This window comes from Pseudomonas syringae group sp. J248-6 (assembly GCF_032586995.1).
GTDB classification, from domain to species: Bacteria; Pseudomonadota; Gammaproteobacteria; order Pseudomonadales; family Pseudomonadaceae; genus Aquipseudomonas; species Aquipseudomonas amygdali.
This window is the reverse complement of sequence record NZ_JAWHOP010000025.1, coordinates 51,994-78,398: the sequence shown is the minus strand read 5'-3', so window position 1 is coordinate 78,398 and position 26,405 is coordinate 51,994. Positions and strand designations below refer to the sequence as shown.

Here is a 26,405-nt window from a genome sequence, read left to right as displayed (position 1 = left end):
TATGGGGGGTATCGACGGGGCGGGGGAGAGCTTGAGGGGAGGTCGGGGGGCGGAAAATATCCCGACGTACTTGCAAGGCGCGCATTGCCGCGCGCGCCCTTAACGGTATTAATGCTTCTTCAGGACTCTGCGTAGCTCAATACAGTGTCCTTTAGGGCATCGGCAAAACCGTAAATATCGTCCAGGGAAGCGATCGGGTGGCGGGTCTCGCCTTTGTCCTTTTCAAAAATACCGATGTATTTCTGAGCGCGATTGAAATGCAGGCGAGTGATGGGTTTTCGGTTGTTGTCATCCAGAAGAATGCCGAAATAACTTTGTGTATCACGATGAGCAATACGTTTCGCTTCAACCACAGTGCGGATAATCGACTTGACGATATGGAAGCCTTCCATTTCTTCCACCGTCGTTACGATCCGGTCGTCTAACGGCTCTTCCTTTTCAGGCTGAGTGTTATTTTCGATGATGGTTTCGGCCACCGTGGGTGCCTGAACTCCGCTCATTGCCAGCTTCAACCGGTCGTTGACCTGATCGTTCAGAAATTGCGAGGTGGCCTTTTTGGTCAGAATCGTGAACTGCTCACGTACCTTCTGAGTGATCGCGCCCTCATAAATGCGTGACGCGAAGTAACGGACGAAATCGTCGTCCGGCTGACTGAACTGGGCCGCAATCACACGCTTGATCTGACCTACGTACTTCAACTCACCAGCGGCATTGAGAATTGACTCAACGTCGAAGGACGACTTGGTCAGCTTCTGTAATTCCGGAATGGCATGGTCATCAATCGCCAACAGGTCCAGTTCAAGAAATGGTTTTTCATCCATCTTGTTAGGCGCGTCCAGGTCTGTAAAAAACTTGTAGACTCGGCCATTGGTGAGGATCGAAATCCTTGCAGTTGTCACATGGAAATAACGGAACAGCTGGCTGGCATGATTGATGTTCAGCGGCTCGCCGATTTTCTTGGTCTCTATGAGGATCTGAATATTGCCCTCTTTAACGATGGCATAGTCAATCTTCTCGCCTTTCTTGGTGCCTACATCGCACGTGTATTCCGGCACAACCTCAGAAGGATCGAATACATCGTAGCCCAGCACGGTATGGATAAACGGCATGACCAGAGCCGTTTTGGTAGCCTCTTCGGTGCGGATGGACGCAGCTTGCTGGCGGACTTTTGCGGAAAGGGAATTGAGTGCTTCAAGAAAATCCATTTTTATTGCTCCGTGCCGGGCTCATGAGCCCTCAGTCCTATCGATAGTCGATAGAGGCGCAACGCTACTACGATGGGCTGCGAAATAGCTATAGGATTTTGAGGCGTGAGCGGAGATATCTGAGGAAATCGGAAACTTCTTACGCGTGGCGGGGCATAGCGGGAGGAGTGGTCTGTTTTGGTTCGTGCGTAATGAAGATCTAAATGTGCGTTGCTAAATCTGATGCGAAAAAAGGGCTTGTAGGCTGAAAGCACTTATTTTGTATGGTGCCGGCACCAATATTCGAGCTTCTCGAATTGGTCCAGTCGTTGTTGATGCTACTGGTCGACACCTGCTTTCATGCCCAATGCCGAGTTGCCTTATGAGCTTTGCCTCGGGAGCTTGGTAGGTCGCGGCCTGCTTAAGGCCACGCGTACAGGAAACCTCCGTCACGCTGAAAGGAGGTTTGAATTATGTGGATTTCTGCAATCTGACGTCATCACCGAGCGCATCCACTTTTCGTAAGGCGCTTGGGGTATGACATGCATACCAAGCGGATCACGTAGGCAAGATCAACGGCTCTTTATCTTGTAGCCATCAACCGGAATATCTTCTGTGCGCTCATACAGTGGGGCATCGCTGAATGTGGCTTGTTCAAATGCTTGTGTATCCCAACGTCTCGCTTTCAAGGCTAAATACAACATGCCCACTCTCAGCGGTATGTTTCCGCGTCTGTCTTTGGCGCGCCTGAAGGAAAAGAAGTTGAAACCTTCTTCCAAAAAGTACCGATAAGGGTCGTAATCGTTAAGATCGATAGAGAACCTTTCGAAGAACTCGACCATCAGATCATTTGAATCGTCGCCATCTACACCCATGTCCCTCGCGACATCGGTCGCCAAGCTGAAGCTTTCAAATGCCTTCCTTCCAAAGCCTGCGGTATCGTGGATACAGACGACGATGCTATCCATTATTTTGTAATCAAGGGGTTCGTGCATGGCTAAAAAACCTGATCTTCGCTGCTCACAACGGAGTTATAAGTGACCACTGTCTTGTAGGCTATCAGCCCTGGCTCCGCCGCCGTATACGCCCAGCCCGCAGAGTGGGCAATAATCTTGTAATGCATCTCAGATTGTCACCTCAATTGGACTCACTGAGCGCTCACTGTACATCGACGAGGGATACCCATGCAGTTGACCAATGAAACCATGGTCAAATACACCTTCTTGAAAGGCATGTATCAGGACGAGTATTTCCCTGATGCCGTTGTGAAAATGTGCGAAGACGTGCTCGTCAACCTGTGTCACGAAATCGAGCGGCAAAAGCCTTCCGACCTGGATGCGCTGTATGCCCTGACTCACAAAGCGACAGAGCAAATCAACGAGCTGGAGGAGGTGTTCGAAGAGAACGGCAGTGAGATCGAAACCTTCGCCCGCGAAACCATTGCTGAGGATTTTGTACGGATAGCAGACGCTTATGGTTTCACCGACGCAGACATTGAGGAGCTGATTGCGCCGCGCGAGTGGTAATCCGCCCCATGTATGCGGCGCCCCTGATGTTGATGGTTTTTGCCAGAAGAGGGCGTACGCTGGAATGAGCTCAGTCTCTACACCTCACACGAGTCTCTGATTAATGAAGCAGGTCAGACTAATTCGTCACGGACAAAGCGCTGCCAACGCAGGCGAAGCCAGTGTGGATCACGCGACTATTCCCCTCACACTGAAGGGTGTAGAACAAGCGCAACTAGTGGCCCTATCATTCACACATGCGCCGGACCTGATTATCGCTTCGCCGTTTTCCCGAGCGCAGGCAACCGCGATGGCGACCGTAGCGACCTACCCTGGCACCCCTTTTGAAACCTGGCCTATTCAGGAATTCACCTACCTCGAACCCGCGCGGTGTGCCAACACGACCGTTGCCCATAGAAAGGATTGGGTCGACGCCTATTGGGCCAGGTCAGACCCGGCGTTTAAGGATGGCGCAGGCGCTGAGTCTTTTTCAGAATTTATAGCCAGAGCCAAGACTTTCCTGGCTCGACTCGCAGAGCACCCCGCCCAGAACATCGCAGTGTTTTCGCATGGGCAATTCATCAATGCCGTCGCCTGGTTGATCGAGTGCAGGCCGCAGGAAATTTGTGGGCGGGCTATGGCTGAGTGGCGTGAGTATGAAATCGCGAACCATGTGCTTAATGGTGGTGGATATGTGCTCTCCAGTCGCGCAGGCGATGCTGGATGGGGGGTAGGCTGATATCGCTGACGTAGTCGTCGAGGCTTTCCGGAAGCAAAGTGCTTTGACGTCAATGTTCGCATCGGATGAAGCGCTTCATGGGTAATCTTGCGATGAGCTCCTCAGAAATCATAGCAAGGGCGCGCGGATGTGCTTTCACAAACCCTGTGCCGTTTGCAGCCCGTAGGGATAGACAGCAATCGGCTCTCATCCCCAATAAATGCCTTCATCGGCATACTCCGCGCGTTTCGATTCAACCTTGGGGGTCTACGATCCTGAGCCAGGGCCAGCGAGCTTGATAACTTTTCGTCTTCTGATAGAACAGATCTGACTTGGGATTCTTTGGGTTGATACGAAGTAGCCCTTGCTCGGTGTCGGCCAAGCCATTGGGGGCATAGACTTCGCTAGTTTCAACATCCCAACCTATACAGGTACCGGCAATCAGGTAGCGATCAATCCCTTCTTTGGCCGACTGAAGCTGGGGGTAACTCCCGCCAAATCGCTGGCTGTACCACAGATGAACGCGAGCCTGATTTTTGATCTCAATGTTAACTTCTAGATCCTGAAAGAGACGTTGAACAGAGCCGATGACCTCATTCTCTGCCTCCCAAGACAGATCATTGTCGAAGTAAAAAACGTCGTAATCCTTTACCCCCCAGGCTGACGGCAAGTGAGACTGATGATTCCAGACGGCTTGGAACAGGCAGCCAGCAGTGAGCATGCATTGATTCAAGCCTAGTGAAGGTAAGCGTGAGATGAGTTCAGCGTTTAATGGATTGGCCATTGCTATCCTGGCCAGCCCTCCGACATTCAACGTCATTTTCGTCCCTCTGGAATCGATCTAGCCCTAGCGACCGACAATACACCATAGCCTTGTAAAGCTCTGCCAGTCGGGCCTAGCGGTCAGGGTGTCAAAGGTGACTTCAGAGGATCTACTGACTTAGAGATCTACCCTGTTTTCTAGCCGCCAGTATGAAGGATAGGGCTGTCGGGGTTGCTGCCCATACCCGATACTATTCCCAGCTCATGCCGAGGTACTCGTGCAGTTCGATGCCCCAACCGTCGCGGCCTTCGTGCCAGTCTTCCACGAACCGGTGGATATCTTCTTCCACCACATCGCCCTTTAGGTAGAGCTCAAGAAATCTCATTTCAGCCTCCTGGCTCGACGTCGCAGATAGTGTCTCAATCTGGATTTTCCAACCAAAAACGAAAAAACCCGCCAAAAGGCGGGTTTTTCGGAGATTTCAAAGGCTGTGAAAGCCACCTTTGGAACCTTATATGGTGCCGGCACCAGGAGTCGAACCCGGGACCTACTGATTACAAGTCAGTTGCTCTACCAACTGAGCTATACCGGCGTAATGGGCTGCGAGTATATAGCTTCTGATGCGCTTGTAAAGCCTAGCTGTCTGATTCAGTTGAAAAAAATCGACCATTGGCGCTTTGGGTGGGATGCGGACGGGTGATGGTGCAGGACGTTTCCGTTGGTTTTGATGGATTGGTCTGTTTGATGTGTGTGAGCAATGCGATTTTGAACGCTGATTTCGCCTTTGACGCATACAGCTTGTACCTGACAAAGCGATGGATTTTTAACCTGTTCGTGCAAACCGATGCGTCCAGCGTTGATGGCTATCTGGTGCGTGAACAGGCACCCATCCGACCCCGCTATTTTTTGGCAGTTGCGGAGCAGGAGGGCTTTGCATAGGCTTGTTCTCAACGGCCCGGGCTACTGAGTCAGCAGCATGGGACGTTAGCTTTTCAGCCAGCAGATAAAGGACTATCTGATGAGTAATGCGATGGATCGTAACCGGGTTTGGGGTTTTGTTTGCCGCAGGCTGGTCATTCGCTGAGGAGTTGTTGAAGGATATTTGTAGTTGCGTCTGGCCTGTCGGGTCTTGCGCAAGGTGGGGCTGAGGATTGCTGTCTGAATCGCATGAATGTGCGTCTGGACGCTCACGAAGGCTTCATCGATGTTTCAAGAAATGCCCGGATCCTCTGGATTCGGGCATTTTCTTGTGGGCTGGTTCTTGTTGCGTTGCATTTGCACTGGAGATATGGGCTTTTTGGCCGATACATCTGTATCAAAAATGGCAGTCAGCCATGGACAGCAAGTGCAATGCAGAGAACGCCCACGCATTACGAGCTGCTGAGTGTTGCTCGCGATGCCTCTCCTGAGCAGATCAAGAAGGCTTATCGCAAGCTGGCGCAGAAGCTGCACCCGGACAGGAATCCCGACCCTTACGCCTCGGACATGATGGGCGTGGTCAACGCGTCTCATGATGTGCTGGCGGACCCTTCGCGGCGTGCGGCTTATGATGCGCAGCTTGCTGCCGATGAGCACAAGGCTCGTATGGACGCGTTGCGGCGCAAGCAGGCGCGTGCGGGGGGCGGGCAGGCGGTGCATGTGTATGCCGCAAACTCTGCTACTGCCACTGCAGCGCCCTCTCGGGCGGCTCGGACGGGCCCGGCGCCCAAGGCTTCTCCTTCCTTTTCATCGCCTCCCAGTGACAAGCGGCGCCGCAGTGCGTTGCGTTGGGCGCTGGTGTTTGTGGTGTTTTGCGCAGCCGGGGCGTGGATGGGTTACGACCCTGATGCTGGCAAGGCGTTTGTGCCAGCCGAGCCGGTGCCGGTTGTGCAGACGTGGGTCAAGCCAGCGCCCGCCGCGCCGGTTGAAGAGCCTGTGGCCAGCCCGGCCAAGCCGGTTGATGCGGTAACGTCGGAGTGTGAGGTGCCGGCGCTGGATCCGATGGGCGCGCCCTGGCCGGAAAAGGCGGGTTACGTGAAAGATATGCCGTTGCTCAAGGACAACGGCTGGTCGCAGATCACTGTGGATAACTCGGCCGGCGAGTCGGCGGTGTATGCCAAGGTCACGGATGCGGTGGGGCGCAGGGCGTTTCGGCATGCGTTTGTGCCGGCCGGTGCGGTGTTTACGTTCGCCAAGATGGACCCGGGGCTGTATCTGCTCAAGTACAAGATGATGAGCACGGGCTGTGCCTTTGCGTCGGGCCGTATCTTGCTGGAGGAGACACCGATGGGCAGTCAGATCAAGTCCAGTGCGTACAAGCTGACGTTGCGCAAGTTGCAAAATCGCAGTGTGCCGTTTGCGCGGTTGAAGGATGATCAGTTTTAGTAGTGAGTCATGACAGGAATGCGGCGTTGCGTATTCCGCCTTCGCGAGCAAGCTCGCGCCCACGGCCTTAGGCAATCGTACGCGGAGATCATGTTTTGCAACGCTTTCAGGCCGGTTTTTGCAGGCTTGGTCTCTTTCTTTTGAAGGACATTTCCGAGAGAATCCCCGACCGCTTGCGCCTCTCGATGTGTGCTTCTAATCTCCGCCTGTCGCTGCACATCAGCGATCGGGTTTAGTCGCCCGGATTTGAGTTAAGGCGTATCGCGTCGCTGTTTTGGTCAGGTCTTCTTCCTGCACTCTATGGCGGCTGTGCGCGAGGGCACCTTCGGGTGCGCCGGTCTTAGCTCCCGGTCGACTAACCTTCGCACAGCTGCCACCTCACTCGTTTAGTCGCGACCCCAGTGGCAGTTCCATTGAGGAGAGAGCTAAGCATGGTCAAAATAACCCCCGACCCACCCAAACAGTCCAGCACCGCGCCAATCTTCGACAAGGCGGTCGTCAAACGCGCCATGGCGTGTTACCTGCCAATCCCCCGCACTGACAAAGAACCCCACGACAGCAAGTTCGACTTCATCAGCCTGGAAGCAACCTTGGTGCATGCGCTGGACTTCATGCGTTGTGCATCGGCCACCGCCCACGAACTGGGCGATGAATTGACCGGTGCGCAACGCGACCTGGCGTTTGCCTCCATGCATATGCTGGAAATGGCCAAAGTCATGGTCGAGCGCTCGCTGGAGTGTGTCGAAGAGGTCTGAAACCTCGCACTAAACAGGTCGTGCACAGGCACTTGCATGTGCGCGATTTAGCCAGGCAAAAAGCTTGTTCCAGAGCCTTTACCAAATCTTTATGCACAATCGCTTGATAAAAAAATACGCGCGTTACCAGATGTGCGAATGTTGGCCTGGTGGTCCGCAAGGCATTGTTTTTGCGGGTTACGGAAAGGATTGCGGGAAAAAATAAGGGGCTTCAGTAACTGGCGCGCCAAGCTTTAACGCACTCATCCACATTTTCATCAACAGACTTATCCACAGGTTGCTCAATCGATTTAGGTCACGATTTTCGAGCCAGAATCAGCAGGTTGCGTGGTGTAATCCGGCTGTCACAGAAAGTGCCAACGCTGACGCTGTAACCCTGCTCGTGGACATACATTGCCCTGTCGAGCACCAGCCACATCTCCAGCGGACGCCGAAACAAATTGCGGACCAGTTCCAGGTTGCGCACTTCGGCCAGCCTTTTCCAGCCAGCGGCTTCCAGAGAAGCCCAGTCCTGCTGGCCCGGTGCTGGCAGATTCTTCAGTCGCGCCAGATGATTGCAGTAGTCCGCGTAGGACGCATCCAGCCAGGACGTCGGCAGCGAAGGTGTGGGCAAGTAATCGTTAATGCCGCGCAAGCTACGCTGCAGCAGGTCGAAGCCCAGGCGGCGGGCCATCGAGGTGTCGCGTTGGCGCCGCACGCGAGCGCCAGCCGTCACGGTTTCGCTGAGCGGCAGACCGAGTTCGTCTCGTGACAGCTTCAAGCCCGATGCCTTGCCGTCGCTGGACAGCGGCCGATACAGGTCGTGCCGGGTGCGGTTGTAGCAGCATGGCGCGATTGCCATGTACCGGCAGCCGGTCTGGCTGGCCAGCTCCATCAGCTGAATGTGCAGGTCGCCGCAGGCATGCAGCGCCACAGGCGTGTGCTCGGGTTGCAGGCAGCGCCAGGCGTCGTCGGCCATGACATCCTGCTGCACATGCCTGGCGTCTATGCCTTGCCGCGTACTCAGTGCCAAGCCTGCTTCGATCAGCGCCGGGTCGTGCTCCAGGCAGGTCAGACGCTGACCGCGCCCGGTCAGGCGCCGCCCCAGGTGGCCTTTGCCTGCGCACCAGTCCAGCCAGTGCGTGGTGGTATCACGCCTGTTCAGATGGCCGGCGAAGGCTTCGATCTGCTGCCATTTGCGCCCCGGCACGTCGACACTCATGCGCGCATCGACTGGCTCCAGAGGATATGAAGGCAGTTCAGCGACATCGCTCAGGGCGACGGCTTCGGCGGCCAGTTGCGGGAACGGAAACGGCGCGTCGAGTTGTTCCGGGTGGTTATGCGCGGCCTCGGCCTGTTCCAGCGTGCGTTGCCGCAGCCAGTGCGCGAGGTCCGGGTATTTGTCTTCCCACGGCAAGCGCAGGTGTGTGAACGGCTTGGGCCGCCACAGGGCCTGATGCGCGAACAGGAAGCTGTCCAGCGCACGAAAGTGGCTGCCGAGGTGTTCATCCTGCAAGCAAGGTTCAGAGGGCATGGTGGCGGCCTCGTGTGGCAAGGTGCTGACTGGATCGACGCCAGCACCTTTCATATCAGCGACCCTGGCTTGCGTCTACACGCAATAGTTTTTCCAGCAGGCGGAATCCCTGCACCAGCACGAAGGTCATGACCAGATAGAACATGCCGGCGGCGAAGAAGATTTCTACCGGCAGGTAGGTGCGGGCGATGATTGTGCGGGCCATGCCGGTCAGTTCCAGCAGGGTGACGGTGCTGGCCAGGGCACTGGCCTTGAGCATCAGGATGACTTCGTTGCTGTACGCAGGCAGACCGATACGTGCCGCGCGGGGCAGGACGATGTAGAACAGTGCTTTCCATTTCGACATGCCCAGCGCCCGCGCCGCCTCGACTTCGCCGACCGGCACGGCCTGAATGGCGCCGCGCAGGATTTCTGCGATGTAGGCGGCGGTGTGCAGGGTCATGGTGACAACCGCACACCAGAAAGGGTCGCGCAGGTACGGCCACAACGCACTCTGGCGCACCGACTCGAACTGCGCCAGGCCGTAATAGACCAGAAACAGTTGCACCAGCAGCGGTGTGCCGCGGAAGAAAAAGATGTAGGCGTAGGGCAGGGCGCGCACCGGCCAGTGACGCGATGCACGGGCGATGCCCATCGGGATGGCGAGGATCAGCCCGGCGATGACGGCAATCGCCACCAGCTCAAGGGTCAGGGTCGCGCCCTGTGCCAGGCGTGGCAGCCACTTGATGATGACTTCCCAATTCATGACGCGCTCCTCAGAAAGCCGCGACTGGCGCGTTTCTCAAGGAAGTACATGCCGGCCATGGCCAGCACGGTCAGGCCCAGGTACATGAAGGCCGCGACCATGTAGAAGGTGAATGCTTGCTTGGTGAAGCCCACGGCGATCTGCGCGTGGCGCATGATTTCTTCCAGGCCGATCACCGAGACCAGCGCGGTGTCTTTCATCAGAATCATGAACAGATTGCCCAGGCCGGGCAGGGCGATGCGCCACATCTGCGGCAGCACCAGCTTGAAGAGAATGCGCGGCCGTGACATGCCCAGCGCCAGCCCGGCTTCACGATGGCCTTTGGGGATGGCCAGAATCGCGCCGCGAAACACTTCGGTCGCGTAGGCACCAAAGCAAATGCCCAGGGCGATGACCCCGGCAGCGAAGGCGCTCAGGGCCAGGTCAGGAATGTCGAACAGTTTGCCCAGAGCGCGCATGCCGTTGACGGTGCCGAAGTAAATCAGCAACACCCAAAGCAGTTCGGGAATGCCGCGTACCAGGGTCGAGTAGGTACTGCCCAGCCATTGCAGCGGCTTGTAGGGCGAGGTCTTGGCCAAGGCACCGAGCAGTCCGAGTATCAGCCCCAGGCACAGGGCCGAGAGTGCAAGCTGGACCGTCATCAGCGCGCCAGCCGCAAGGGCCGGGCCGAATCCGTGGAGATCAATGTTCATGGGCAGGCTTTGTCAGGGCCGGTCGCCGCGCTTCTACAGGAAGCGGCGGCGACGCGGTCAGGTGAATCAGAGGATGCTGAAAGGGAAATACTTGTCGTTGATCTTCTTGTAGGTGCCATCAGCGATGATTTCTTTCAGGGCCGCGTTCAAGCGCTCGCGCAGGGCATCATCACCCTTGCGCACGGCGATGCCGATCTTGTCGTCTTCAACGACAGGCTCGCCCTTGAACTCGAAGTTCTGACCCGCTTCGCTTTTCAGCCACTCGAAGCTGACGTATTTGTCGGCCAGCATGGCGTAGACGCGACCGGCGGACAGGTCGAGGAAGGCGTTTTCCTGAGTGTCATAGAGCTTGGCGTCCGGGATCTCCAGTGTGTCTTCCAGCCAGGTGGCGGCCCGCGTCGAGCGTTGGGCACCCACTGACTTGCCGGCAAGACTTTCTTTGGCTTTTTCAGTGCTCGATACGTCGATCGAGGAAGTTTTCGGCGCGATGAATTGCAGCTTGTTCGAGTAATAGGGGTTGGTGAAATCGACCACCTGCTTGCGCTCTTCGGTGATCGACAGCGATGAGATCAGGAAGTCGAACTTGTTGGCCATCAACGCCGGGATGATGCCGTCCCAGTCTGACGTCACCGCTTCGCACTCGACCTTCATCCTGGCGCACAGGGCCTGGCCGATTTCATAGTCAAAGCCCACCACCTGGCCACTCGCGTCCTTGTTGTTGAACGGCGGGTAGGCACCTTCGATGCCCATTTTCATTGTTTCAGCAAAGGCACTGCCGCTGAAGGCAAGGGTGGCCGCTGCGATCAGCAAGATCTTTTTGTACGACTGCATGGGTGTTGCTCCGTTAGCGGTGACTCGACATGAATTGTTTGCACCTTGCCGACAGCGGATTTTCGAATACTTGCTGCGGTGTGCCCTGTTCTTCGACCATTCCCTGATGCAAAAACACCACTTCAGTTGATACCTGACGTGCAAAATTCATTTCGTGGGTCACCAGCAGCATGGTCCGGCCTTCTTCAGCCAGTGCGCGGATGACGCCGAGTACTTCCTGAACCATCTCCGGGTCGAGGGCCGAGGTCGGCTCGTCGAACAGGATAACCTTTGGTTGCATGGCCAGCGTACGCGCGATGGCGGCGCGTTGCTGCTGTCCGCCGGAAAGTTGCGCGGGGTAGGCATGGCGCTTGTCGGCGATACCGACCTTGGCCAGCAACTCTTCAGCCACTGCAATGGCCTCGGCCTTGCTCTGACCGAGCACGCGACGTGGGGCTTCGATGATGTTATCGAGCACGCTCATGTGCGGCCACAGGTTGAAATTCTGGAACACGAAGCCGATCTGGCTGCGCAAGCGATTGATCTGCCGGTTATCGGCGGCAATCAGGTCGCCGTTGCGCGCGGCCTTGAGCTTCAATTCTTCGCCGGCCACCAGGATCTGCCCCTGATGCGGGTTTTCCAGCAGGTTGATGCAGCGCAGCAGCGTGGACTTGCCGGAACCGGATGAGCCGAGGATCGATATGACATCGCCGTCGCGAGCGGTCAGCGAGATGCCTTTGAGCACCTCAAGCTGGTCGTAGCGCTTGTGCAGGTTGCGGATTTCCAGGGCGGGCGTGGCCTCGGCCATGTGGGGTCCTCATTGAAGTGTGCGCGCTGGCTGCCAGCGAACGTCAAGCTAGCACAGCGTTTAAAGGACAACCATCAGCGTCTTTGGTCCAGCGTGGAGGGGCTCGACGGGTTGTCTCATCTGGGCAGCGGACGGTCGCATGAAGGCAAGCATGATGCCCTGCAAAACAGGGGCGTGCGCGAAAAAGGCGCGATGTTGCCAGCTTTAGCCTGGTGTTGGAAGTAGCATTTGCTGAGCGGCGGTCTGATTTGCGCACCATGTTTGCGCTTGTAAGAGGGTTTTGGGCATTTTTGGTGCGTGCATGTAGACGAATCTGAGGCGTTTGGTAACAAATCCTACAGACTGCGTATAAAACCATCGTCTTGCATGCTTCAAGCGCCACGCTACAAGCCTCGTATTCTCTAAGCGACGTCGTTTTCGAAATATTTTGGCGCAATTCTTGCGTCAATAATAAAGAACGGCACCGTAGCTTTCTTTTTACGCAATGCTTCGGTGTGCCTCGCTCGTCTTGCATAGGTGGTTTTATGAGCAGTACCGCTAACTCTTCCGAGCTCGAACAAGGGCTGAAACCGCGACACATTACGATGCTGTCGATTGCCGGCGTTATTGGTGCCGGTCTGTTCGTCGGCTCCGGCCATGCGATTGCCGAGGCTGGTCCTGCCGTGCTGCTGGCCTACGCCGCTGCGGGTACGCTGGTGGTGCTGGTGATGCGCATGCTGGCCGAAATGGCCGTTGCCTCGCCGGACACAGGTTCGTTCTCAACCTACGCCGACCGCGCTATCGGGCATTGGGCCGGTTTCACTATCGGCTGGTTGTACTGGTGGTTCTGGGTGCTGGTGATTCCACTGGAGGCCAACGCTGCTGCAACCATCCTGCACGCCTGGTTCCCCAGCATCGCGATCTGGATGTTCACGCTGGTCATCACATTGCTGCTGACCGCGACCAACCTGTTCAGTGTGAAGAACTACGGTGAATTCGAGTTCTGGTTCGCGCTGATCAAGGTCGTGGCGATCATCGCGTTCGTGGTGCTGGGTGTTGCGGCGATCTTCGGTCTGCTGCCCACCAGCAACGTCAGCGGTGTCAGCCATCTGTTCGACACCGGCGGCTTCCTGCCAAACGGCATGGGCGCGGTGCTGGCGGCGATGCTGACCACCATGTTCTCGTTCATGGGCACTGAAATTGTGACCATTGCAGCGGCGGAGTCCAAGAACCCTGGCAAGCAGATCACCAAGGCCACCAACTCGGTGATCTGGCGGATCTTCCTGTTCTACCTGGTTTCGATCTTCATCGTTGTGTCGCTGGTGCCGTGGAACGACCCGCGCCTGGCCGAGGTGGGTTCGTATCAGACCGTGCTCGATGCGATGGGTATTCCGAACGCCAAGCTGATTGTCGATCTGGTGGTGCTGGTTGCTGTGACCAGTTGCCTGAACTCGGCCCTGTACACCGCTTCGCGCATGCTGTTCTCGCTGGGCAAGCGCGGCGATGCACCTGCCGTGTCGAAGCGCACCAGCAAGGGCGGTACGCCTCACTGGGCGGTGCTCATGTCGACTGCGGCGGCTTTCCTGACCGTATTCGCCAACTACATCGCGCCTGCGGCCGTATTCGATTTCCTGCTCGCCAGCTCCGGTGCCATCGCACTGCTGGTGTATCTGGTGATCGCGGTGTCGCAGCTGCGTATGCGCCAGAAGCGCATTGCTGCAGGCGAGGCCATCGACTTCAAGATGTGGCTGTTCCCATGGCTGACTTGGGCGGTGATCGCGTTCATCGTCGCGGTGCTGACCATCATGCTGCTGCAGGAAGAGCATCGCCTCGAAATCATCGCCACCGGCGTACTCAGCCTGTTGGTGATCGGCGCTGGCCTGATCGTATCGCGTCGCCGCAAGGCCGGCCGCGTGGGCGCTGCTGCGCTGGGTTGATCGCGGCCCTTAGCGGATGATGCTCGTGCCAATGTCATACATTGGCACGAGCATGCATTAGCGTGCGGCTCTGGTGTCTCTCTTCATCAGCAGGTCGGACGCCAGCGTGTAATCCTTCTGGAAGGCGGGGCTTTCGATCCATTCGATCGCCGTGTCCTCGTCTTCATCGTGGTACATGGCGCGGTACACGATCAGCAGGCCCATCATGAAGTCCGTGGCAGGGTCTTCGTCCTCTTCGGAAATCACCAGTGCCAGCACCGGGTATTGCAGGAAGACGACGCACAGCGCCAGTTGGCTGATGGCCTCGGCGGCTTTCATGGCCACGAAGAGATCGTCATAGTCGGCCGGGTCGAAGCCGTTCTCCACGATGTCTTTGAAGTCGAACGTGTTTAGATCAAGTTCGACGTCATCAAACGGCAGATTGACCAGCGCAGAGGCGAACACCGGGTGGACGAGGCTGGTTGTGCCCTTGCCCGAGCGGTTCTGCTTGGCCTTGATTTTTGCGCGCTTGGCACGTTTTTGCTGCTTGTCTGGCGAGGCCATGAGCGGTCCTTTGACTGGCGTGAAATGCGATGGCCGCTATTGAAGCGCAGACGGGCTGGATAACCAAGGCTTGGCCGTAATCTCTGGACAATAAAAAACCCGCAGGGCGCGGGTTTTGATGTGCGGGGCGTTACACGATCGTCATCGCTTGCCCGGTTTTGCAAACGCTTCGGCTTCATCCATGCGCGTGGCGAACATGTTCACGGCCTCGACCGCATCGCTTGCGCCGTCGCGGATCTGGACGATGACCTGTCCGGCCTGATCGGCCAGTGTCACACCTCGAATGGCACCTTCCTGCGTGGCATCCATGCTCGCCACGGCTTCACGTGTTTCGGCGAGGATCTTGCCGATCATTTCGGCAATCTCGGTGGTCGAGCCGCTGGTACGTCCGGCCAGTTGCCGGACTTCGTCTGCCACCACGGCAAACCCGCGACCCTGATCACCCGCCCGTGCCGCTTCGATGGCAGCGTTGAGCGCCAGCAGGTTGGTCTGGTCGGCGATGCCGCGGATGGTATTGACGATGGCGGTGATCTGCTCGGAGCGATCGCCCAGCTGGCTCACCAGCTTCGCCGACGCGCCGATGTTTTCGGCAATCTGGCGCATTTCCCGAGCGGTTTCCTGAATGACCAGGGTTCCTTGTTCGGCCACTTTCTCGGTTTCTGCCGAGATATGGTAAGCACGCGACGCACCATGCGCATCGGCTTCCTGCTTTTCGACACGCTGGGTAATGTCACTGGCGAACTTGACGATCTTGTAGAGCTTGCCGTCGACATCAAAAACCGGGTTATACGTTGCTTCCAGCCAGACAACCCGGCCATGTTTGCCGAGGCGTTTGAACTGATCGCCAATGAACTCGCCCTGATTCAACTTGCGCCAGAATTCGGCATATTCCGGGCTGTTGACCAGTGTTGGTTCGCAGAACGATCTGTGGTGTTTACCTTTGATCTCGTTCAGTGCGTAACCCATGACGTTCAGGAAATTACTGTTGGCGGTTATCACATTGCCATTGGGCTCGAATTCGCAAACAGCCATGGCCCGGTCTACTGCTGCCAGCTTGCCGTTGGTCTCGTTTTCGAGCATTACGCGTTTGGTAACGTCCAGAGCATATTTGACCACCTTGAACACTTTGCCCTGCGTATCGGTCACCGGGTTGTAGCTTGCCTCCAGCCAGACGCTACGGCCATTCTTGTCGATGCGCTTGAAGGTGCCGGAGATGAACTTGCCAGCCTTCAGAGACGCCCACAGGTCCGCGTATTCACGGCTGCGGAGCATCTCCGGCTCGCAAAAGTCGCGGTGCGTCTTGCTGGCCAGCTCATCGGCCCGGTAGCCCATCGTTGCAAGGAAGTTATCGTTGGCACGAAGGATCTTGCCGTCGAGACCCAGCTCGACCACCGCCATTGATTTTTCCAGTGCGTTTGTCAGTCCTTTGAGTCCATCTACCTCGGCCTTCATGGCTGTCAGTTCAGCTTTGTTCTTGTTTCCGAACATAACCTGCCCCTTGGTGTGTTTGTGGACTTGCTGTGATTAGAGTATCGGCTCGAAAAGCTGAGACATGAACGGGTCATCGCAACAATCGACTGGATAAATGAAGAGATTTATTGGCGTCAAAAAAGTGCAGTTTTTGGTCAAAGAAAAATACATTGACTATAAGTACACAGATATCTGGAAAAGCGGTCTGCCCGTCAAATTCCGGACAAAGAAAAGCCCGCGATGGGGGAGCGGGCTTAAGGATTCACACTTGGGAGCAGCTCTACAATGACGCGGCCGCTGTGAAAACTTTGTGAAGAGTATTCACTGTTTTCACTTTTTTTCCGGCTGGATGGTGTTGGTCACTTCGGACGTCGGCACGAAGGTCTTCGACTCTTCGGCAGCCGCTTCCTTGGACTCGGCTTTATCCTTGGCCGCTTCGGTGTTCTCTTTGGCAGCCTCGTTCACTTTGTCCTGAGCAGACTCCATCTTCTCCTGGGACTTCTCCTGATGCGCCTGAGCGTCCTGTGCCTTCTGTTCGGATTTGCTGTCGCAGGCAGCCAGACCCAGAGTGGCGGCGAGGATGAGGGCGGAGGCAGTTAACTTGAGCACGGAATTTTCCTTGTGGAAGCAAATGTATGGCTTCGATGGCGGGCAGGGAAAATTAGTTCAATGGGATGGGGGTGGCAGGGCTCTGGATGGCTGGTATGAGTAGCAGAAGGCCGTTGTGATCTTCTCAAGTGTTGCCTTGAACGGCACCTTTACATGCCGCCAGACTAATCACCCTGTGAGTCAAGCGACTTTCAGCTCGGACTCTTTCCACTGTGTTCCGTCCAATTCGAACGCGGCTCCTTCGTGGGGTTGTGCATTTCGTTCGAAGATGATCGGACCAAAATTGGCGTGGATATAGGCAGCGTAAAAAGCCCTCATGGCAACGTCAGCTGGTCCCGGTATTTCTTGAGATTCGCGCTTTTCCCAGTTGGCAATGGTCTGCACATCGACCCGGAAAATGGCTGCAGCCTCCTCCTGAATGAGATCCTGCTCCTTTCTCAAAAAGCGAAACTGACGCCCGGTCATTGGCGTTTTCTGGCCAATGATATCCACAGCTATCGCTCGATGAAGTCCGTCGATATCTTCAATCTTCACACCTTCGCCGTATGGCGTTTCGAGGATCGTATAACCATTTTTCAAGAAGATGCCGTCCAGTCCACTGCCTTTATATTTGTACATTTTCATACCTCCCACACCGTAATTGCGAAAAGCTCGTCAGGCTCAGGACTTGGATTGACGGCTACTACCATGCAGACAACATCTCTCGGCGCGAGCTCGCTCATCCGGAACTCGAAGTTGCCATGCTTCTCGCTGTACGTAGGCCCTCGGATGATTGCTCCTCGACGCAGGCATCTCAGGGCCTCCGTGGCGGTTATGCCGCGCTCATAGAGGCGCTCCAGGCAATGCTCGCGAAAACGACTTTGGAGGAGTCTCTTGCCAGGACATGAACAAGATCCTCAAGTTGCTGCTTGCTCCACAAGGGCTGCCTGTTTTTCATGCTGCCTATAATCCTTATAGGTGACACCATAGTAGGGTGTCGTCCTTGCGTCGTAAATAATGATTATTTTCCGCTTGAGGCGTCGCGCTTGGAGCCTTTGGAATTAGCGGGTTTTGGTTTGCCGAGGCTTGGCTACCTTGTCACGCGCCGCGAAATGCGGGCAAGCGAATAAGCCGGATGGCGGCCGACGTGCGGCGCAGGAAGAGTCGACACATGCAGTAGTCTGATTCTACTGGTCTCTTCTGCGCGCGCAGGGTGCAGACACGTCTGTCATTCAAAAAAACCAGACAACAAAAAGCCCGCACGAGGCGGGCTTCTTGTGTGCTTTCAGGTGTGCTTGACATCACCTGAAAACGAAAGGTGGTGCCCAGAGACGGAATCGAACCGCCGACACGGGGATTTTCAATCCCCTGCTCTACCGACTGAGCTATCTGGGCAACGGGGCGCATTAGACGTGTTTTTCAGGAGGTCGTCAAGCGTGTTTTTTAAAAAATTTGAATTATTACCGACGCTTACGACCTTCACTGCGTGAAACGCTTTATTTTTCGGGGGGTACGTAGCCTTCGGCCTGGGCGTATTCTTCGCCCGAGAGAAACTTGTCCATCTCGGTCTGGAGGAATTTCCGGTCTTCGGCGTTCATCATATTCAGGCGGCGCTCGTTGATCAGCAGGGTCTGGTGTTTCTGCCAGTCGGCCCAGGCTCTTTGCGAGACGTGGTTGAAAATGTCTTCGCCCTTGGCACCAGGGTATGGGGCGCGTTCCAGGCCGGGCAGTTCTTCTTTGTACTTGCGGCACATTACGGTGCGGGTCATGACGACTCTCCTGCGTTCAATACGTCGGCTGCGCGTTTGAGCAGCTTTTTCACCGGGGCAGCAAGGCCCAGGCGTGGCGGGGTGGCGAGGTTATACCAGAGCCAGTCGGCCTCGGCCACGTGATCGGTGGACTCCTGGACCTTGACCAGCCAGGGTTCGATGCTCAACTGGAAGTGGCTGAAAGTGTGGATCAGCCCCGGCAGTTCATGGTGCTCGCCCAGTTGCAGCGCGTGTTGGGTGGCCAGGTGCTGAAGGTCATCGAAGTCATCCAGCTCCGGCAGGCTCCACAGGCCGCCCCACAAGCCGCTGGAAGGGCGACGATAAAGCAGGATCGCGCCGTCTTCGTTGGCGAGCATCGGCATGAGCGTGCGTTTCTGCGGCACGGTCTTGCGCGGCTTGGGGATCGGGTAGCGCGTTTCCAGGCCCAGCATATGCGCCTCACAACTGCGCTCCAGCGGGCAGAGCAGGCAGCTCGGTTTGCTGCGGGTGCAGAGCGTGGCCCCCAGGTCCATCATCGCCTGGGTGTAGTTGTTGACCCGGCGGTGCGGCGTGAAGCGTTCAGCGGTGGCCCACAGCTGCTTGGCCACCTTGGGTTCGCCAGGGTAGCCCTCTTGCGCGGTGAAGCGCGCCAGCACGCGTTTGACGTTGCCATCGAGGATCGGCGCGCGAATGCCCATGCTCAGGCTGGCAATCGCGCCAGCGGTGGACAGGCCGATACCGGGCAGCAGAATGAGTTTTTCGACATCGCGGGGAAACTCGCCGCCATGGTCGGCGACCACGATTTTTGCCGTTTTCTGCAAGTTGCGGGCGCGGGTGTAGTAACCCAGCCCGGTCCACAGGTGCAGCACTTCGTCCTCGGGCGCGTCGGCCAGCGCCTGCACGGTCGGCAGGGCCTCCATGAAGCGGTCGAAGTAATTCAGAACGGTGCTGACCTGGGTCTGCTGCAGCATGATTTCCGACACCCAGACCCGGTACGGCGTGATGTCTTGTTGCCAGGGCAGGTCATGTCGGCCATGACGGTCGTACCAGTCCAGCACGGCGCTGGAGAATTGTTCGGGTTGCATGGCCTGGAGGGCTCTCGTCTGGATATGAGTGGTGATATGAAGGTCGTGCCAGCGGAGCGCCGCGAGGGCGCTCCTGAGCAGTTCACGTTGCCCTAGCGCTTGAACAGTCCCTTGAGGGCGTCCTTGAGCTCGGGGCTGACCTTGTCACCGAGTTTGTCGTTCAGCTTGTCCTCGAGCTTCTCGCTGATCCGGTCGCCCGCCAGTTTCGCAGCGATCTGGCCGACACCTTCCTTGTCCAGACGGCAAGCCTTGGCGCCCAGTTCCAGCGGGCCGCGGCACTGCACCGGCCACTCGATACCGACAAAGCGCGGATTGATCTCGCAGGCCGGGTCCGGCATGTCGCTCTTGTCGCCTTCGACGATGATGCCGACGCGGTAATTCATGCCCAGTACGCGCAGGTCGATGTCGCCGTTACCGTTGACGGCCATGCCCGGCGTACGAACCTTGAGGTCCGGATTGCTGGCCACGCCGTTGCGTACCACCAGATTGCCGTTGAGCTGCTGGAAAGGGGTGTCCTTGGCGCGCGGTTCGCCGCTAAGCGTCTTGCGGTTGAGGATCGAAATACCCTTGCACAGCTGCTGCTCCAGGTTGGCATTGACCAGTACGCCGTTATTGAGCGCAAAGCTGGCGGTGCCGTTCAGGCTGTCGATCAGGGCTTTTTCGCTGTTGCCTGTACCGGTCAGGTTGCTGTCGAGGTTCAGCAGGCCACGCACTGGCGGCGTCTGGCCCTGGCTTTCCAGAATGCGTTCGACCGGTACTTTGGCAATGCGCGTCTGCACCGTGGCCACAGGCGTGTCCGGACGCGCGTCCAGATTGCCCTTGACCTCGAAGTTGCCGTTGTACAGGTCGCCACTCAGCGTATCGACCTTGATAAGGCCACCGTTGGCCTGGGTCTTGAACGCTGCGTTGTCGATGGGCAGTTTGTTCAGGGTCAGTTTGCCGAAGCTCAGGTCAGCCTCGACATCCAGCGTACGCAAGCGCTCCAGCGGCAGCAGCCTGGCAGTGCTCCAGGCGGCCTTGGTCGGTTGTTCGGGCAGCGGTGAGTCGCCCGCAGCGGCGGCGGCTTCACCGGACTGAACCTCGGATTTGCGCGCGGCCTTGGCACCTTTGCTTTCTTCGCTCTCAGCCGGACGATAGCGGTCGGCGTCGAAGGTATCGCCCTTGAGCTGGACACGCAGCGCCTGCTTGGCGAAGTCGTCCACGGCGATCCGACCCGTGAAGGTGCTGTCGTCGACTTTCAGGTTGAGGTTATCCAGCGCAAGGCTGGTGGGCGTGCCGGCGAGGCGTGTGACCATTTCAACCTTGCTCAGCGCGCCCTCGGACATGGCGGGCAGTGGCTGGCCGATGTTTTCGAAGAAGGTGCGCAGGTCGAGCTGGGCGATGGACAGGCCGCCGCTGATCTGTGGCGTCTTGTCCAGATCACGGGCACGCAGTTCGCCCAGTGCGCGCAACTGATTGGCTGACACTTTGAGGCTGTTCCATTCGGCGATATTAGCGGCAAGGTCTACCAGCAGTTGGCCCTGCGCCGAGAAAGTCACGGTCTTGCCCTGCAGCGGCTCGCCTGCGACTTCGCCGGACAAGCGCATGTCTTCGAATTGATAGCGCTTGAGTACGCGGTCCATGCGCAGTTCGCCGACCAGTTCGGTCTTGGCGCGCACGACGGGCTGGTTGGTGCTCAGGAACGCCGTCAGTTTGATCGGGATGTCGGACGCTTCACGAATCGGCCCGGTGCTCAGTTGAATGCTCTCGGCGGTGAAGGTTCGGCCTTTTCGGGCATCGCTGTAATCCACGCGGGCGTTGTTGACGGTCAGGCTGTCGATATCCAGCCGGATGGGCTGGGAAGGACGGTCGGCCTTGGGCGCGTCCGGGGCTGGTGCAGGAGCCGGTTCGCCAGGCGCTGCAGTGGTTGCGACAGCGGGCTTGCCGATGTCTTCCCAGTTGCCATGGCCGTTTTCGTCACGGTGCAGGGCCAGGTTAAGGCCTTCGACGCGGATGTCACTCATCTGCACCTGACGACGAAGCAGCGGCAGGACACGTACGGACAGGCCAAGCATCTGCACATCGGCAAACGGCTGATCGGGGGCGGTCAGGGTGGCGACATGGGCGTCGTGCAATTCCAGGCCGAGCCAGGGGAACAGGCTCCAGCCGATATCGCCGTTGAGCGTCAGCTCGACGTTGGCCTTGTCGCGTGCCAGCTGGCGAATCTCGTCTTTGTAGTCGTTGGGATCAAACAGGTGGGTCAGGGCGAAGCCGAGAGCCACGATGATCAGCAACAGCCCGAGAATAAACAGCCCCAGGATTTTGCCGAACGCTTTCATGGGCGAGTCCTTGTGTCGATGTTCAAAAATAGCCCGTGAGTATACCGCTCTGACGCGCGTACCGGGCTGCGGATGCCGTTATTGCTGTCCGGTCTGTGGTTTGAGGTGTCCGCGCGCCTCTCGACCAGACCGCCAAACAGTTTTTGCCGCAACTAAGGTTCTGACAGTTTTTCTTATCATTTAATTGACTGCATCTATGGCGTCATAGAGCGCGCGGATTAACCGATGCAATGGATAATAAAAAGCATGTAACGAGATGCTTATTTGCCATCAGACAGTGATAGTCTCCGTTTTTGCTGGCTCAGGTGCGTCTTTTTGTCACGTATCTGAATAACCTGCCGATAAAACAGACATGGCCGCTCGGCATTGAGTCTGTGGCGGACCAGCGGACCATCTGCGAGCTTCACACATTGGGGTAATTATAATGAGCACAAGCACAGCCTTGGGCGGCGACGCCGTTCAGCCTGCGTTCTTGTCCAAAGAGCGCATTATCGCCAAGCCCGGTTTCAACCGTTGGCTTGTTCCACCAGCAGCATTGGCAATCCACCTTTGTATCGGTATGGCTTACGGCTTCTCGGTGTTCTGGTTGCCGTTGTCCAAGGCCGTGGGTATTACTGCACCCGTCGCCTGCACTCCGGACATGGGTTTCTTCGCGCAGATGTTCGCGTCGACCTGTGACTGGCAGATCTCCATGCTGGGCTGGATCTACACCCTGTTCTTCATCTTCCTGGGTTGCTCGGCTGCCATCTGGGGTGGCTGGCTGGAGCACGCAGGTCCACGCAAGGCCGGTGTTGTTTCTGCCGTGTGCTGGTGTGGCGGTCTGCTGATTTCCGCACTGGGTATTTATACCCACCAGATCTGGCTGATGTGGCTGGGCTCGGGCGTGATCGGCGGTATTGGTCTGGGGCTGGGCTATATCTCCCCCGTATCGACTCTGATCAAGTGGTTCCCGGACAAGCGCGGCATGGCGACCGGCATGGCGATCATGGGCTTTGGTGGCGGCGCGATGGTGGGTGCACCGCTGGCCACTGCGCTGATGGGTCACTTTGCTTCGGCTGAAAGCGTTGGCGTCTGGCAGAGCTTCGTGGTGATGGCGGTGATTTACTTCATCTTCATGATCGGCGGTGCACTGGGCTACCGCGTTCCGCCAACCGGCTGGAAGCCTGAAGGCTGGACCGCTCCGGCTGCCAAGGCCAAGAACGCGATGATCACCAACCGTCACGTGCACGTCAGCGTGGCCTGGAAGACACCGCAGTTCCGTCTGGTCTGGCTGGTGCTGTGCCTGAACGTGTCGGCCGGTATCGGCATCCTGGGCATGGCTTCGCCGCTGCTGCAGGAAGTCTTCGCTGGCAAACTGCTGGGCGTCGACCTGACCTTCAGCCAGCTCAATGCCGACCAGCTGAAAGCCATTGCTGCGATCGCAGCCGGCTTCACGGGTCTGTTGAGTCTGTTCAACATCGGCGGTCGTTTCTTCTGGGCTTCGTGCTCGGACTTCATCGGTCGCAAGGCAACCTACTTCGTATTCTTCGCACTGGGCTTCCTGCTTTATGCGTCGGTTCCGACCCTGAGCCATATGGGTAGCATCGCGCTGTTCGTGGCCGCGTTCTGCATCGTGCTGTCGATGTACGGTGGCGGTTTTGCGACAGTTCCGGCTTATCTGGCTGACCTGTTCGGTACGCAGATGGTCGGCGCGATCCACGGTCGTCTGCTGACTGCCTGGGCTGCGGCCGGTGTGCTCGGCCCGGTATTGGTCAACTACCTGCGTGAGTACCAACTCGCCCACGGTGTTGCACGTGCCGATGCCTATGACATCACCCTGTACATCCTCTCGGGTCTGCTGGTGTTGGGCTTTATCTGCAACCTGCTGATTCGTCCGGTTGCCGACAAGTACTTCATGACCGACGCCGAACTGGCTGCTGAACAAGCCATCGGTCACGACAAGGGTGCCAATGCCACGACTTCGCTGGAGTGGAAAGCATCCGCAGGCAGCAAGCCGCTGGTCATCGCCGCCTGGCTGGCCGTAGGCATCCCGCTGGCGTGGGGCGTCTGGATTACCCTGCAAAAGACCGCAGTGCTGTTTCACTAAAAGCCTGTAGGTAACAGATAAGCGCTTGCACTTCGGTGCAGGCGCTTTTTTTTGTGCGCAGACTTCTTGTTCCACGCACTCTGAATCGGACGCAGAGCGTCGCACGATAGTTGAGGCTATCGTTCCGCACGCTCCAGCGTGGGAATGCCGTTCATGACGCTCCGCGTCACCTATCTGCGGCTCAATGTGTTTGATGCACTGCCCGTTCCCCCGCAGACGCTGCTACATTAGCAACCCCTGTTTTTATTGCCTGTAGGAGTTGTTTGCATGCTAGCCCACGTGGAGTCATACGCTGGTGATCCGATCCTTTCCCTGATGGAAACCTTTGGCAAGGATTCCCGTGCGGACAAGGTCAATCTGAGCATCGGCTTGTATTACGACGCGCAGGGCCGTATCCCTCAGCTGGGATGCGTAGCAACGGCACAACAGCAACTGGCCGAGGGCGAGCAGGCGGCTTCGGTCTATCTGCCGATGGAAGGCCTGGCGGCTTATCGGCAGGCAGTGCAGACCCTGTTGTTCGGGGCGGATCACCCGCTTGTGCAGGCAGGACGCGTGGCGACCATCCAGACCGTGGGCGGCTCCGGCGCGCTGAAAGTAGGCGCCGACTTCCTCAAGTATGCCTTCCCTGACTCACAGGTCTGGGTCAGCGATCCGACCTGGGAAAACCACAACGCGCTGTTCGGTGGTGCGGGCTTCAAGGTCAACAGCTACCCGTATTTCGACGCGCAGACTGGCGGGGTCAGGTTCGAGGCCATGCTCGACACGGTGCAGGGTCTGCCTGCGCAGAGCATCCTCCTGCTGCACCCGTGCTGCCATAACCCGACCGGCGCCGATCTGACGGTGGCGCAATGGGACCGCTTGATCGAAGTGATCAAGGATCGTCAGCTCATTGCGTTCCTGGATATTGCCTATCAGGGTTTCGGCAAAGGCATGGACGAAGACGCCTACGCCATCCGGGCGATGGCCAACGCAGGTATCACAACGCTGGTCAGTAACTCGTTCTCGAAAATTTTCTCGCTGTACGGCGAGCGGGTCGGCGGGTTGTCGGTCGTTTGCGAAGACACCGCGTCGGCTGCCAACGTATTCGGCCAGCTCAAGGCCACTGTACGCCGCAACTACTCCAGCCCGCCTGCACATGGCGCGTTTCTGGTGTCGAAAGTGCTCAACACACCGCATTTGCGCGAGCAGTGGCTGGGCGAAGTCGAGGCCATGCGCGTGCGTATCATCGACATGCGCACGCGTCTGGTCGAGGTGCTGGCGCAGAAGGTCTCCGGACGTGATTTCAGCTTTATACTCAGGCAGAACGGGATGTTCAGCTACACCGGTCTGACGCCACAGCAGGTCGATGAACTGAAAGACGTTCACGGCATTTACATGCTGCGCAGTGGCCGGGTGTGCATGGCGGGCCTGAATGAAGGGAATATCGACAAGGTATGTAACGCAATCGCGAGCCTCTTCACCCACTAAATGCCCTGCTGGTCGTCTGTTTGCTTCATGGCGGGCGCATCTGGGCCTATAATGATCGCCTTTTTTCGCCCAATGATTTTGCGGAGCTGGTGATGGCCGAACGTAAGGCGTACGTCGAGCGTAATACTCTGGAAACCCAGATCAAAGCCTCGATCAACCTGGATGGCACCGGAAAGGCCCGATTCGATATCGGTGTGCCTTTTCTTGAGCACATGCTCGACCAGATCGCCCGGCACGGGCTGATCGACCTGGACATCGAGTGCAAGGGTGACCTGGCAATCGATGATCACCATACGGTGGAAGACGTCGGTATCACCGTGGGGCAGGCGTTCAGCCAGGCCATCGGCGACAAGAAGGGCATTCGTCGTTACGGCCACGCCTACGTGCCGCTCGACGAAGCGCTGTCGCGCGTGGTCATCGATTTCTCCGGCCGTCCGGGCCTGCAGATGCATGTGCCGTATACCCGCGCAACGGTGGGCGGCTTTGATGTGGACCTGTTTCAGGAGTTCTTTCAGGGCTTCGTCAACCACGCGAACGTGACGCTGCACATCGACAACCTGCGTGGCACCAACACTCACCACCAGATCGAAACCGTGTTCAAGGCTTTCGGTCGCGCGCTGCGCATGGCGGTCGAGCTGGATGAGCGTATGGCCGGACAGATGCCATCGACCAAGGGTGTGCTCTGATGCAGACAGTTGCGGTCATCGATTACGGCATGGGCAACCTGCACTCTGTCGCCAAGGCGCTGGAGCATGTGGGCGCAGGCCGTGTGCTGATTACCAGTGACGCCAAGGTGATTCGCGAAGCCGACCGTGTGGTGTTTCCGGGTGTGGGCGCGATTCGCGACTGCATGGCCGAGATCCGCCGTCTGGGCTTTGATTCGCTGGTCAGGGAAGTCAGCCAGGACCGTCCGTTTCTCGGTATCTGCGTCGGCATGCAGGCGTTGCTCGACAGAAGTGAAGAGAGCGGCGGCGTGGATTGCATCGGTCTGTTTCCCGGCCAGGTGAAGTTTTTCGGCAAGGACCTGCACGAAGAGGGCGAGCACTTGAAAGTGCCGCACATGGGTTGGAATCAGGTCGCTCAGGCGGTGGATCACCCGCTGTGGCATGACATTCCGGACCTGGCACGTTTCTACTTCGTGCACAGTTTCTACATCGATGCCGCCAATCAGCGTCAGGTGGTCGGGCGCGGTCACTATGGCCTCGACTTTGCCGCCGCGCTGGCCGACGGTTCGCGCTTCGCCGTGCAATTTCATCCGGAAAAGAGTCACACCCACGGTCTGCAATTGCTGCAGAACTTCGCTGCCTGGGATGGTCGCTGGTAATCG

General features: G+C 57.5%; 26 protein-coding genes, 2 tRNA genes and 1 pseudogene. 10 read left to right on the top strand and 19 right to left on the bottom strand.

Translation table 11 applies throughout. The annotated features are described in order from the left end of the window. Positions 1-119: 119 nt before the first annotated feature. Together RYC17_RS23460 and RYC17_RS23455 are read right to left on the bottom strand one after the other, a co-directional pair. Positions 120-1,205: a type I restriction endonuclease gene (locus RYC17_RS23460; protein WP_005746663.1), complete on the bottom strand. Its 1,086-nt coding sequence runs from the start codon at positions 1,203-1,205 to the stop codon at positions 120-122. A 551-nt stretch (positions 1,206-1,756) separates the two neighbouring features. Further along, entirely contained in the window at positions 1,757-2,179 is a 423-nt protein-coding gene (locus tag RYC17_RS23455) for a DUF1493 family protein (RefSeq protein WP_122280848.1), read from the bottom strand. A 189-nt stretch (positions 2,180-2,368) separates the two neighbouring features. Here RYC17_RS23455 and RYC17_RS23450 point away from each other — a divergent pair, with 189 nt between their 5' ends. Beyond that, positions 2,369-2,710 carry a DUF5713 family protein gene (locus tag RYC17_RS23450; RefSeq protein WP_122280849.1) on the top strand — a complete coding sequence of 114 codons (342 nt, stop codon included), beginning with the start codon at positions 2,369-2,371 and terminating at the stop codon, positions 2,708-2,710. 103 nt (positions 2,711-2,813) lie between these two features. Further along, positions 2,814-3,428: a histidine phosphatase family protein gene (locus tag RYC17_RS23445; RefSeq protein ID WP_316904568.1), complete on the top strand. Its 615-nt coding sequence runs from the start codon at positions 2,814-2,816 to the stop codon at positions 3,426-3,428. A 232-nt stretch (positions 3,429-3,660) separates the two neighbouring features. Here the strand turns inward: RYC17_RS23445 and RYC17_RS23440 are convergent, their stop codons facing one another. The 3 genes from RYC17_RS23440 to RYC17_RS23430 all read right to left on the bottom strand — a co-directional run bounded on the left by RYC17_RS23440 (position 3,661) and on the right by RYC17_RS23430 (position 4,762). After that, positions 3,661-4,227: a nucleotidyltransferase family protein gene (locus RYC17_RS23440; RefSeq protein WP_316904567.1), complete on the bottom strand. Its 567-nt coding sequence runs from the start codon at positions 4,225-4,227 to the stop codon at positions 3,661-3,663. 193 nt (positions 4,228-4,420) lie between these two features. After that, complete coding sequence (locus RYC17_RS23435) at positions 4,421-4,555, bottom strand: hypothetical protein (protein WP_316904566.1); 135 nt, start codon at positions 4,553-4,555, stop codon at positions 4,421-4,423. 131 nt (positions 4,556-4,686) lie between these two features. Further along, a tRNA-Thr gene (locus RYC17_RS23430) sits at positions 4,687-4,762 on the bottom strand. Positions 4,763-4,869: 107 nt separating this feature from the next. Between RYC17_RS23430 and RYC17_RS23425 the strand changes: the two genes are divergently transcribed. From RYC17_RS23425 to RYC17_RS23415, 3 genes are all read left to right on the top strand, one after another. Then, entirely contained in the window at positions 4,870-5,109 is a 240-nt protein-coding gene (locus RYC17_RS23425; protein ID WP_410478468.1) for a hypothetical protein, read from the top strand. Between the two features lie 411 nt (positions 5,110-5,520). Next, positions 5,521-6,534, top strand: a complete 1,014-nt coding sequence (locus RYC17_RS23420) for a DnaJ domain-containing protein (protein ID WP_058400053.1) — start codon at positions 5,521-5,523, stop codon at positions 6,532-6,534. 431 nt (positions 6,535-6,965) lie between these two features. Then, a complete protein-coding gene (locus tag RYC17_RS23415) occupies positions 6,966-7,289 on the top strand; it encodes a DUF6124 family protein (protein WP_058400054.1) in 324 nt (107 codons plus the stop codon). 295 nt (positions 7,290-7,584) lie between these two features. Here RYC17_RS23415 and RYC17_RS23410 read toward each other — a convergent pair whose 3' ends face one another. The 5 genes from RYC17_RS23410 to RYC17_RS23390 all read right to left on the bottom strand — a co-directional run bounded on the left by RYC17_RS23410 (position 7,585) and on the right by RYC17_RS23390 (position 11,857). Further along, positions 7,585-8,856 (bottom strand): methyltransferase, encoded by a 1,272-nt coding sequence (locus tag RYC17_RS23410; protein ID WP_316904564.1) that lies wholly within the window; start codon positions 8,854-8,856, stop codon positions 7,585-7,587. 1 nt (position 8,857) lies between these two features. Then, complete coding sequence (locus RYC17_RS23405) at positions 8,858-9,547, bottom strand: ABC transporter permease (protein ID WP_005730196.1); 690 nt, start codon at positions 9,545-9,547, stop codon at positions 8,858-8,860. Then, a complete protein-coding gene (locus RYC17_RS23400) occupies positions 9,544-10,239 on the bottom strand; it encodes an ABC transporter permease (RefSeq protein WP_117140104.1) in 696 nt (231 codons plus the stop codon). The genes RYC17_RS23405 and RYC17_RS23400 overlap by 4 nt, the downstream gene beginning before the upstream one ends. A 66-nt stretch (positions 10,240-10,305) precedes the next feature. Next, positions 10,306-11,070, bottom strand: a complete 765-nt coding sequence (locus RYC17_RS23395) for an ABC transporter substrate-binding protein (RefSeq protein ID WP_057402191.1) — start codon at positions 11,068-11,070, stop codon at positions 10,306-10,308. Positions 11,071-11,083: 13 nt separating this feature from the next. Then, complete coding sequence (locus RYC17_RS23390; protein WP_016981246.1) at positions 11,084-11,857, bottom strand: ABC transporter ATP-binding protein; 774 nt, start codon at positions 11,855-11,857, stop codon at positions 11,084-11,086. 524 nt (positions 11,858-12,381) lie between these two features. Here RYC17_RS23390 and gabP point away from each other — a divergent pair. After that, entirely contained in the window at positions 12,382-13,773 is a 1,392-nt protein-coding gene (gene gabP / locus RYC17_RS23385; protein ID WP_316904563.1) for a GABA permease, read from the top strand. A gap of 57 nt (positions 13,774-13,830) precedes the next feature. On the opposite strand, the gene RYC17_RS23380 is transcribed toward gabP, so the two are convergent. The 9 genes and pseudogenes from RYC17_RS23380 to RYC17_RS23340 all read right to left on the bottom strand — a co-directional run bounded on the left by RYC17_RS23380 (position 13,831) and on the right by RYC17_RS23340 (position 21,525). Continuing rightward, the gene (locus RYC17_RS23380) at positions 13,831-14,316 is read right to left on the bottom strand and encodes a hypothetical protein (protein ID WP_058400058.1); all 486 of its coding nucleotides are present in this window, start codon (positions 14,314-14,316) and stop codon (positions 13,831-13,833) included. A gap of 141 nt (positions 14,317-14,457) precedes the next feature. Next, on the bottom strand, positions 14,458-15,804 hold the full coding sequence (locus RYC17_RS23375; protein ID WP_122258793.1) for a methyl-accepting chemotaxis protein: 1,347 nt from the start codon (positions 15,802-15,804) through the stop codon (positions 14,458-14,460). A gap of 312 nt (positions 15,805-16,116) precedes the next feature. Continuing rightward, positions 16,117-16,395, bottom strand: a complete 279-nt coding sequence (locus tag RYC17_RS23370; RefSeq protein WP_003318312.1) for a lipoprotein — start codon at positions 16,393-16,395, stop codon at positions 16,117-16,119. Positions 16,396-16,575: 180 nt separating this feature from the next. Beyond that, positions 16,576-17,019: a helix-turn-helix domain-containing protein gene (locus RYC17_RS23365; RefSeq protein WP_003372222.1), complete on the bottom strand. Its 444-nt coding sequence runs from the start codon at positions 17,017-17,019 to the stop codon at positions 16,576-16,578. After that, positions 17,016-17,332: pseudogene (locus tag RYC17_RS23360) on the bottom strand (DUF4258 domain-containing protein). Before RYC17_RS23360 ends, RYC17_RS23365 begins: the two are co-directional and overlap by 4 nt. Positions 17,333-17,693: 361 nt before the next feature. Continuing rightward, positions 17,694-17,769, bottom strand: a tRNA-Phe gene (locus RYC17_RS23355). A 101-nt stretch (positions 17,770-17,870) separates the two neighbouring features. Then, complete coding sequence (locus RYC17_RS23350; RefSeq protein ID WP_122271075.1) at positions 17,871-18,143, bottom strand: oxidative damage protection protein; 273 nt, start codon at positions 18,141-18,143, stop codon at positions 17,871-17,873. Further along, positions 18,140-19,207 (bottom strand): A/G-specific adenine glycosylase, encoded by a 1,068-nt coding sequence (mutY, locus tag RYC17_RS23345; protein ID WP_003372219.1) that lies wholly within the window; start codon positions 19,205-19,207, stop codon positions 18,140-18,142. Before mutY ends, RYC17_RS23350 begins: the two co-directional genes overlap by 4 nt. Positions 19,208-19,299: 92 nt before the next feature. Beyond that, entirely contained in the window at positions 19,300-21,525 is a 2,226-nt protein-coding gene (locus RYC17_RS23340) for an AsmA family protein (RefSeq protein WP_316904562.1), read from the bottom strand. 424 nt (positions 21,526-21,949) lie between these two features. Here RYC17_RS23340 and RYC17_RS23335 point away from each other — a divergent pair, with 424 nt between their 5' ends. From RYC17_RS23335 to hisH, 4 genes are all read left to right on the top strand, one after another. Next, entirely contained in the window at positions 21,950-23,611 is a 1,662-nt protein-coding gene (locus RYC17_RS23335) for an OFA family MFS transporter (protein WP_219170588.1), read from the top strand. Positions 23,612-23,878: 267 nt separating this feature from the next. Continuing rightward, positions 23,879-25,078, top strand: coding sequence for an aromatic amino acid transaminase (locus RYC17_RS23330; protein WP_122280889.1), 1,200 nt, complete (start codon positions 23,879-23,881; stop codon positions 25,076-25,078). A 92-nt stretch (positions 25,079-25,170) separates the two neighbouring features. Continuing rightward, positions 25,171-25,764, top strand: coding sequence for an imidazoleglycerol-phosphate dehydratase HisB (gene hisB, locus RYC17_RS23325; protein ID WP_002551454.1), 594 nt, complete (start codon positions 25,171-25,173; stop codon positions 25,762-25,764). After that, entirely contained in the window at positions 25,764-26,402 is a 639-nt protein-coding gene (gene hisH, locus RYC17_RS23320) for an imidazole glycerol phosphate synthase subunit HisH (protein ID WP_005745046.1), read from the top strand. The genes hisB and hisH overlap by 1 nt, the downstream gene beginning before the upstream one ends. Positions 26,403-26,405 lie beyond the last annotated feature (3 nt).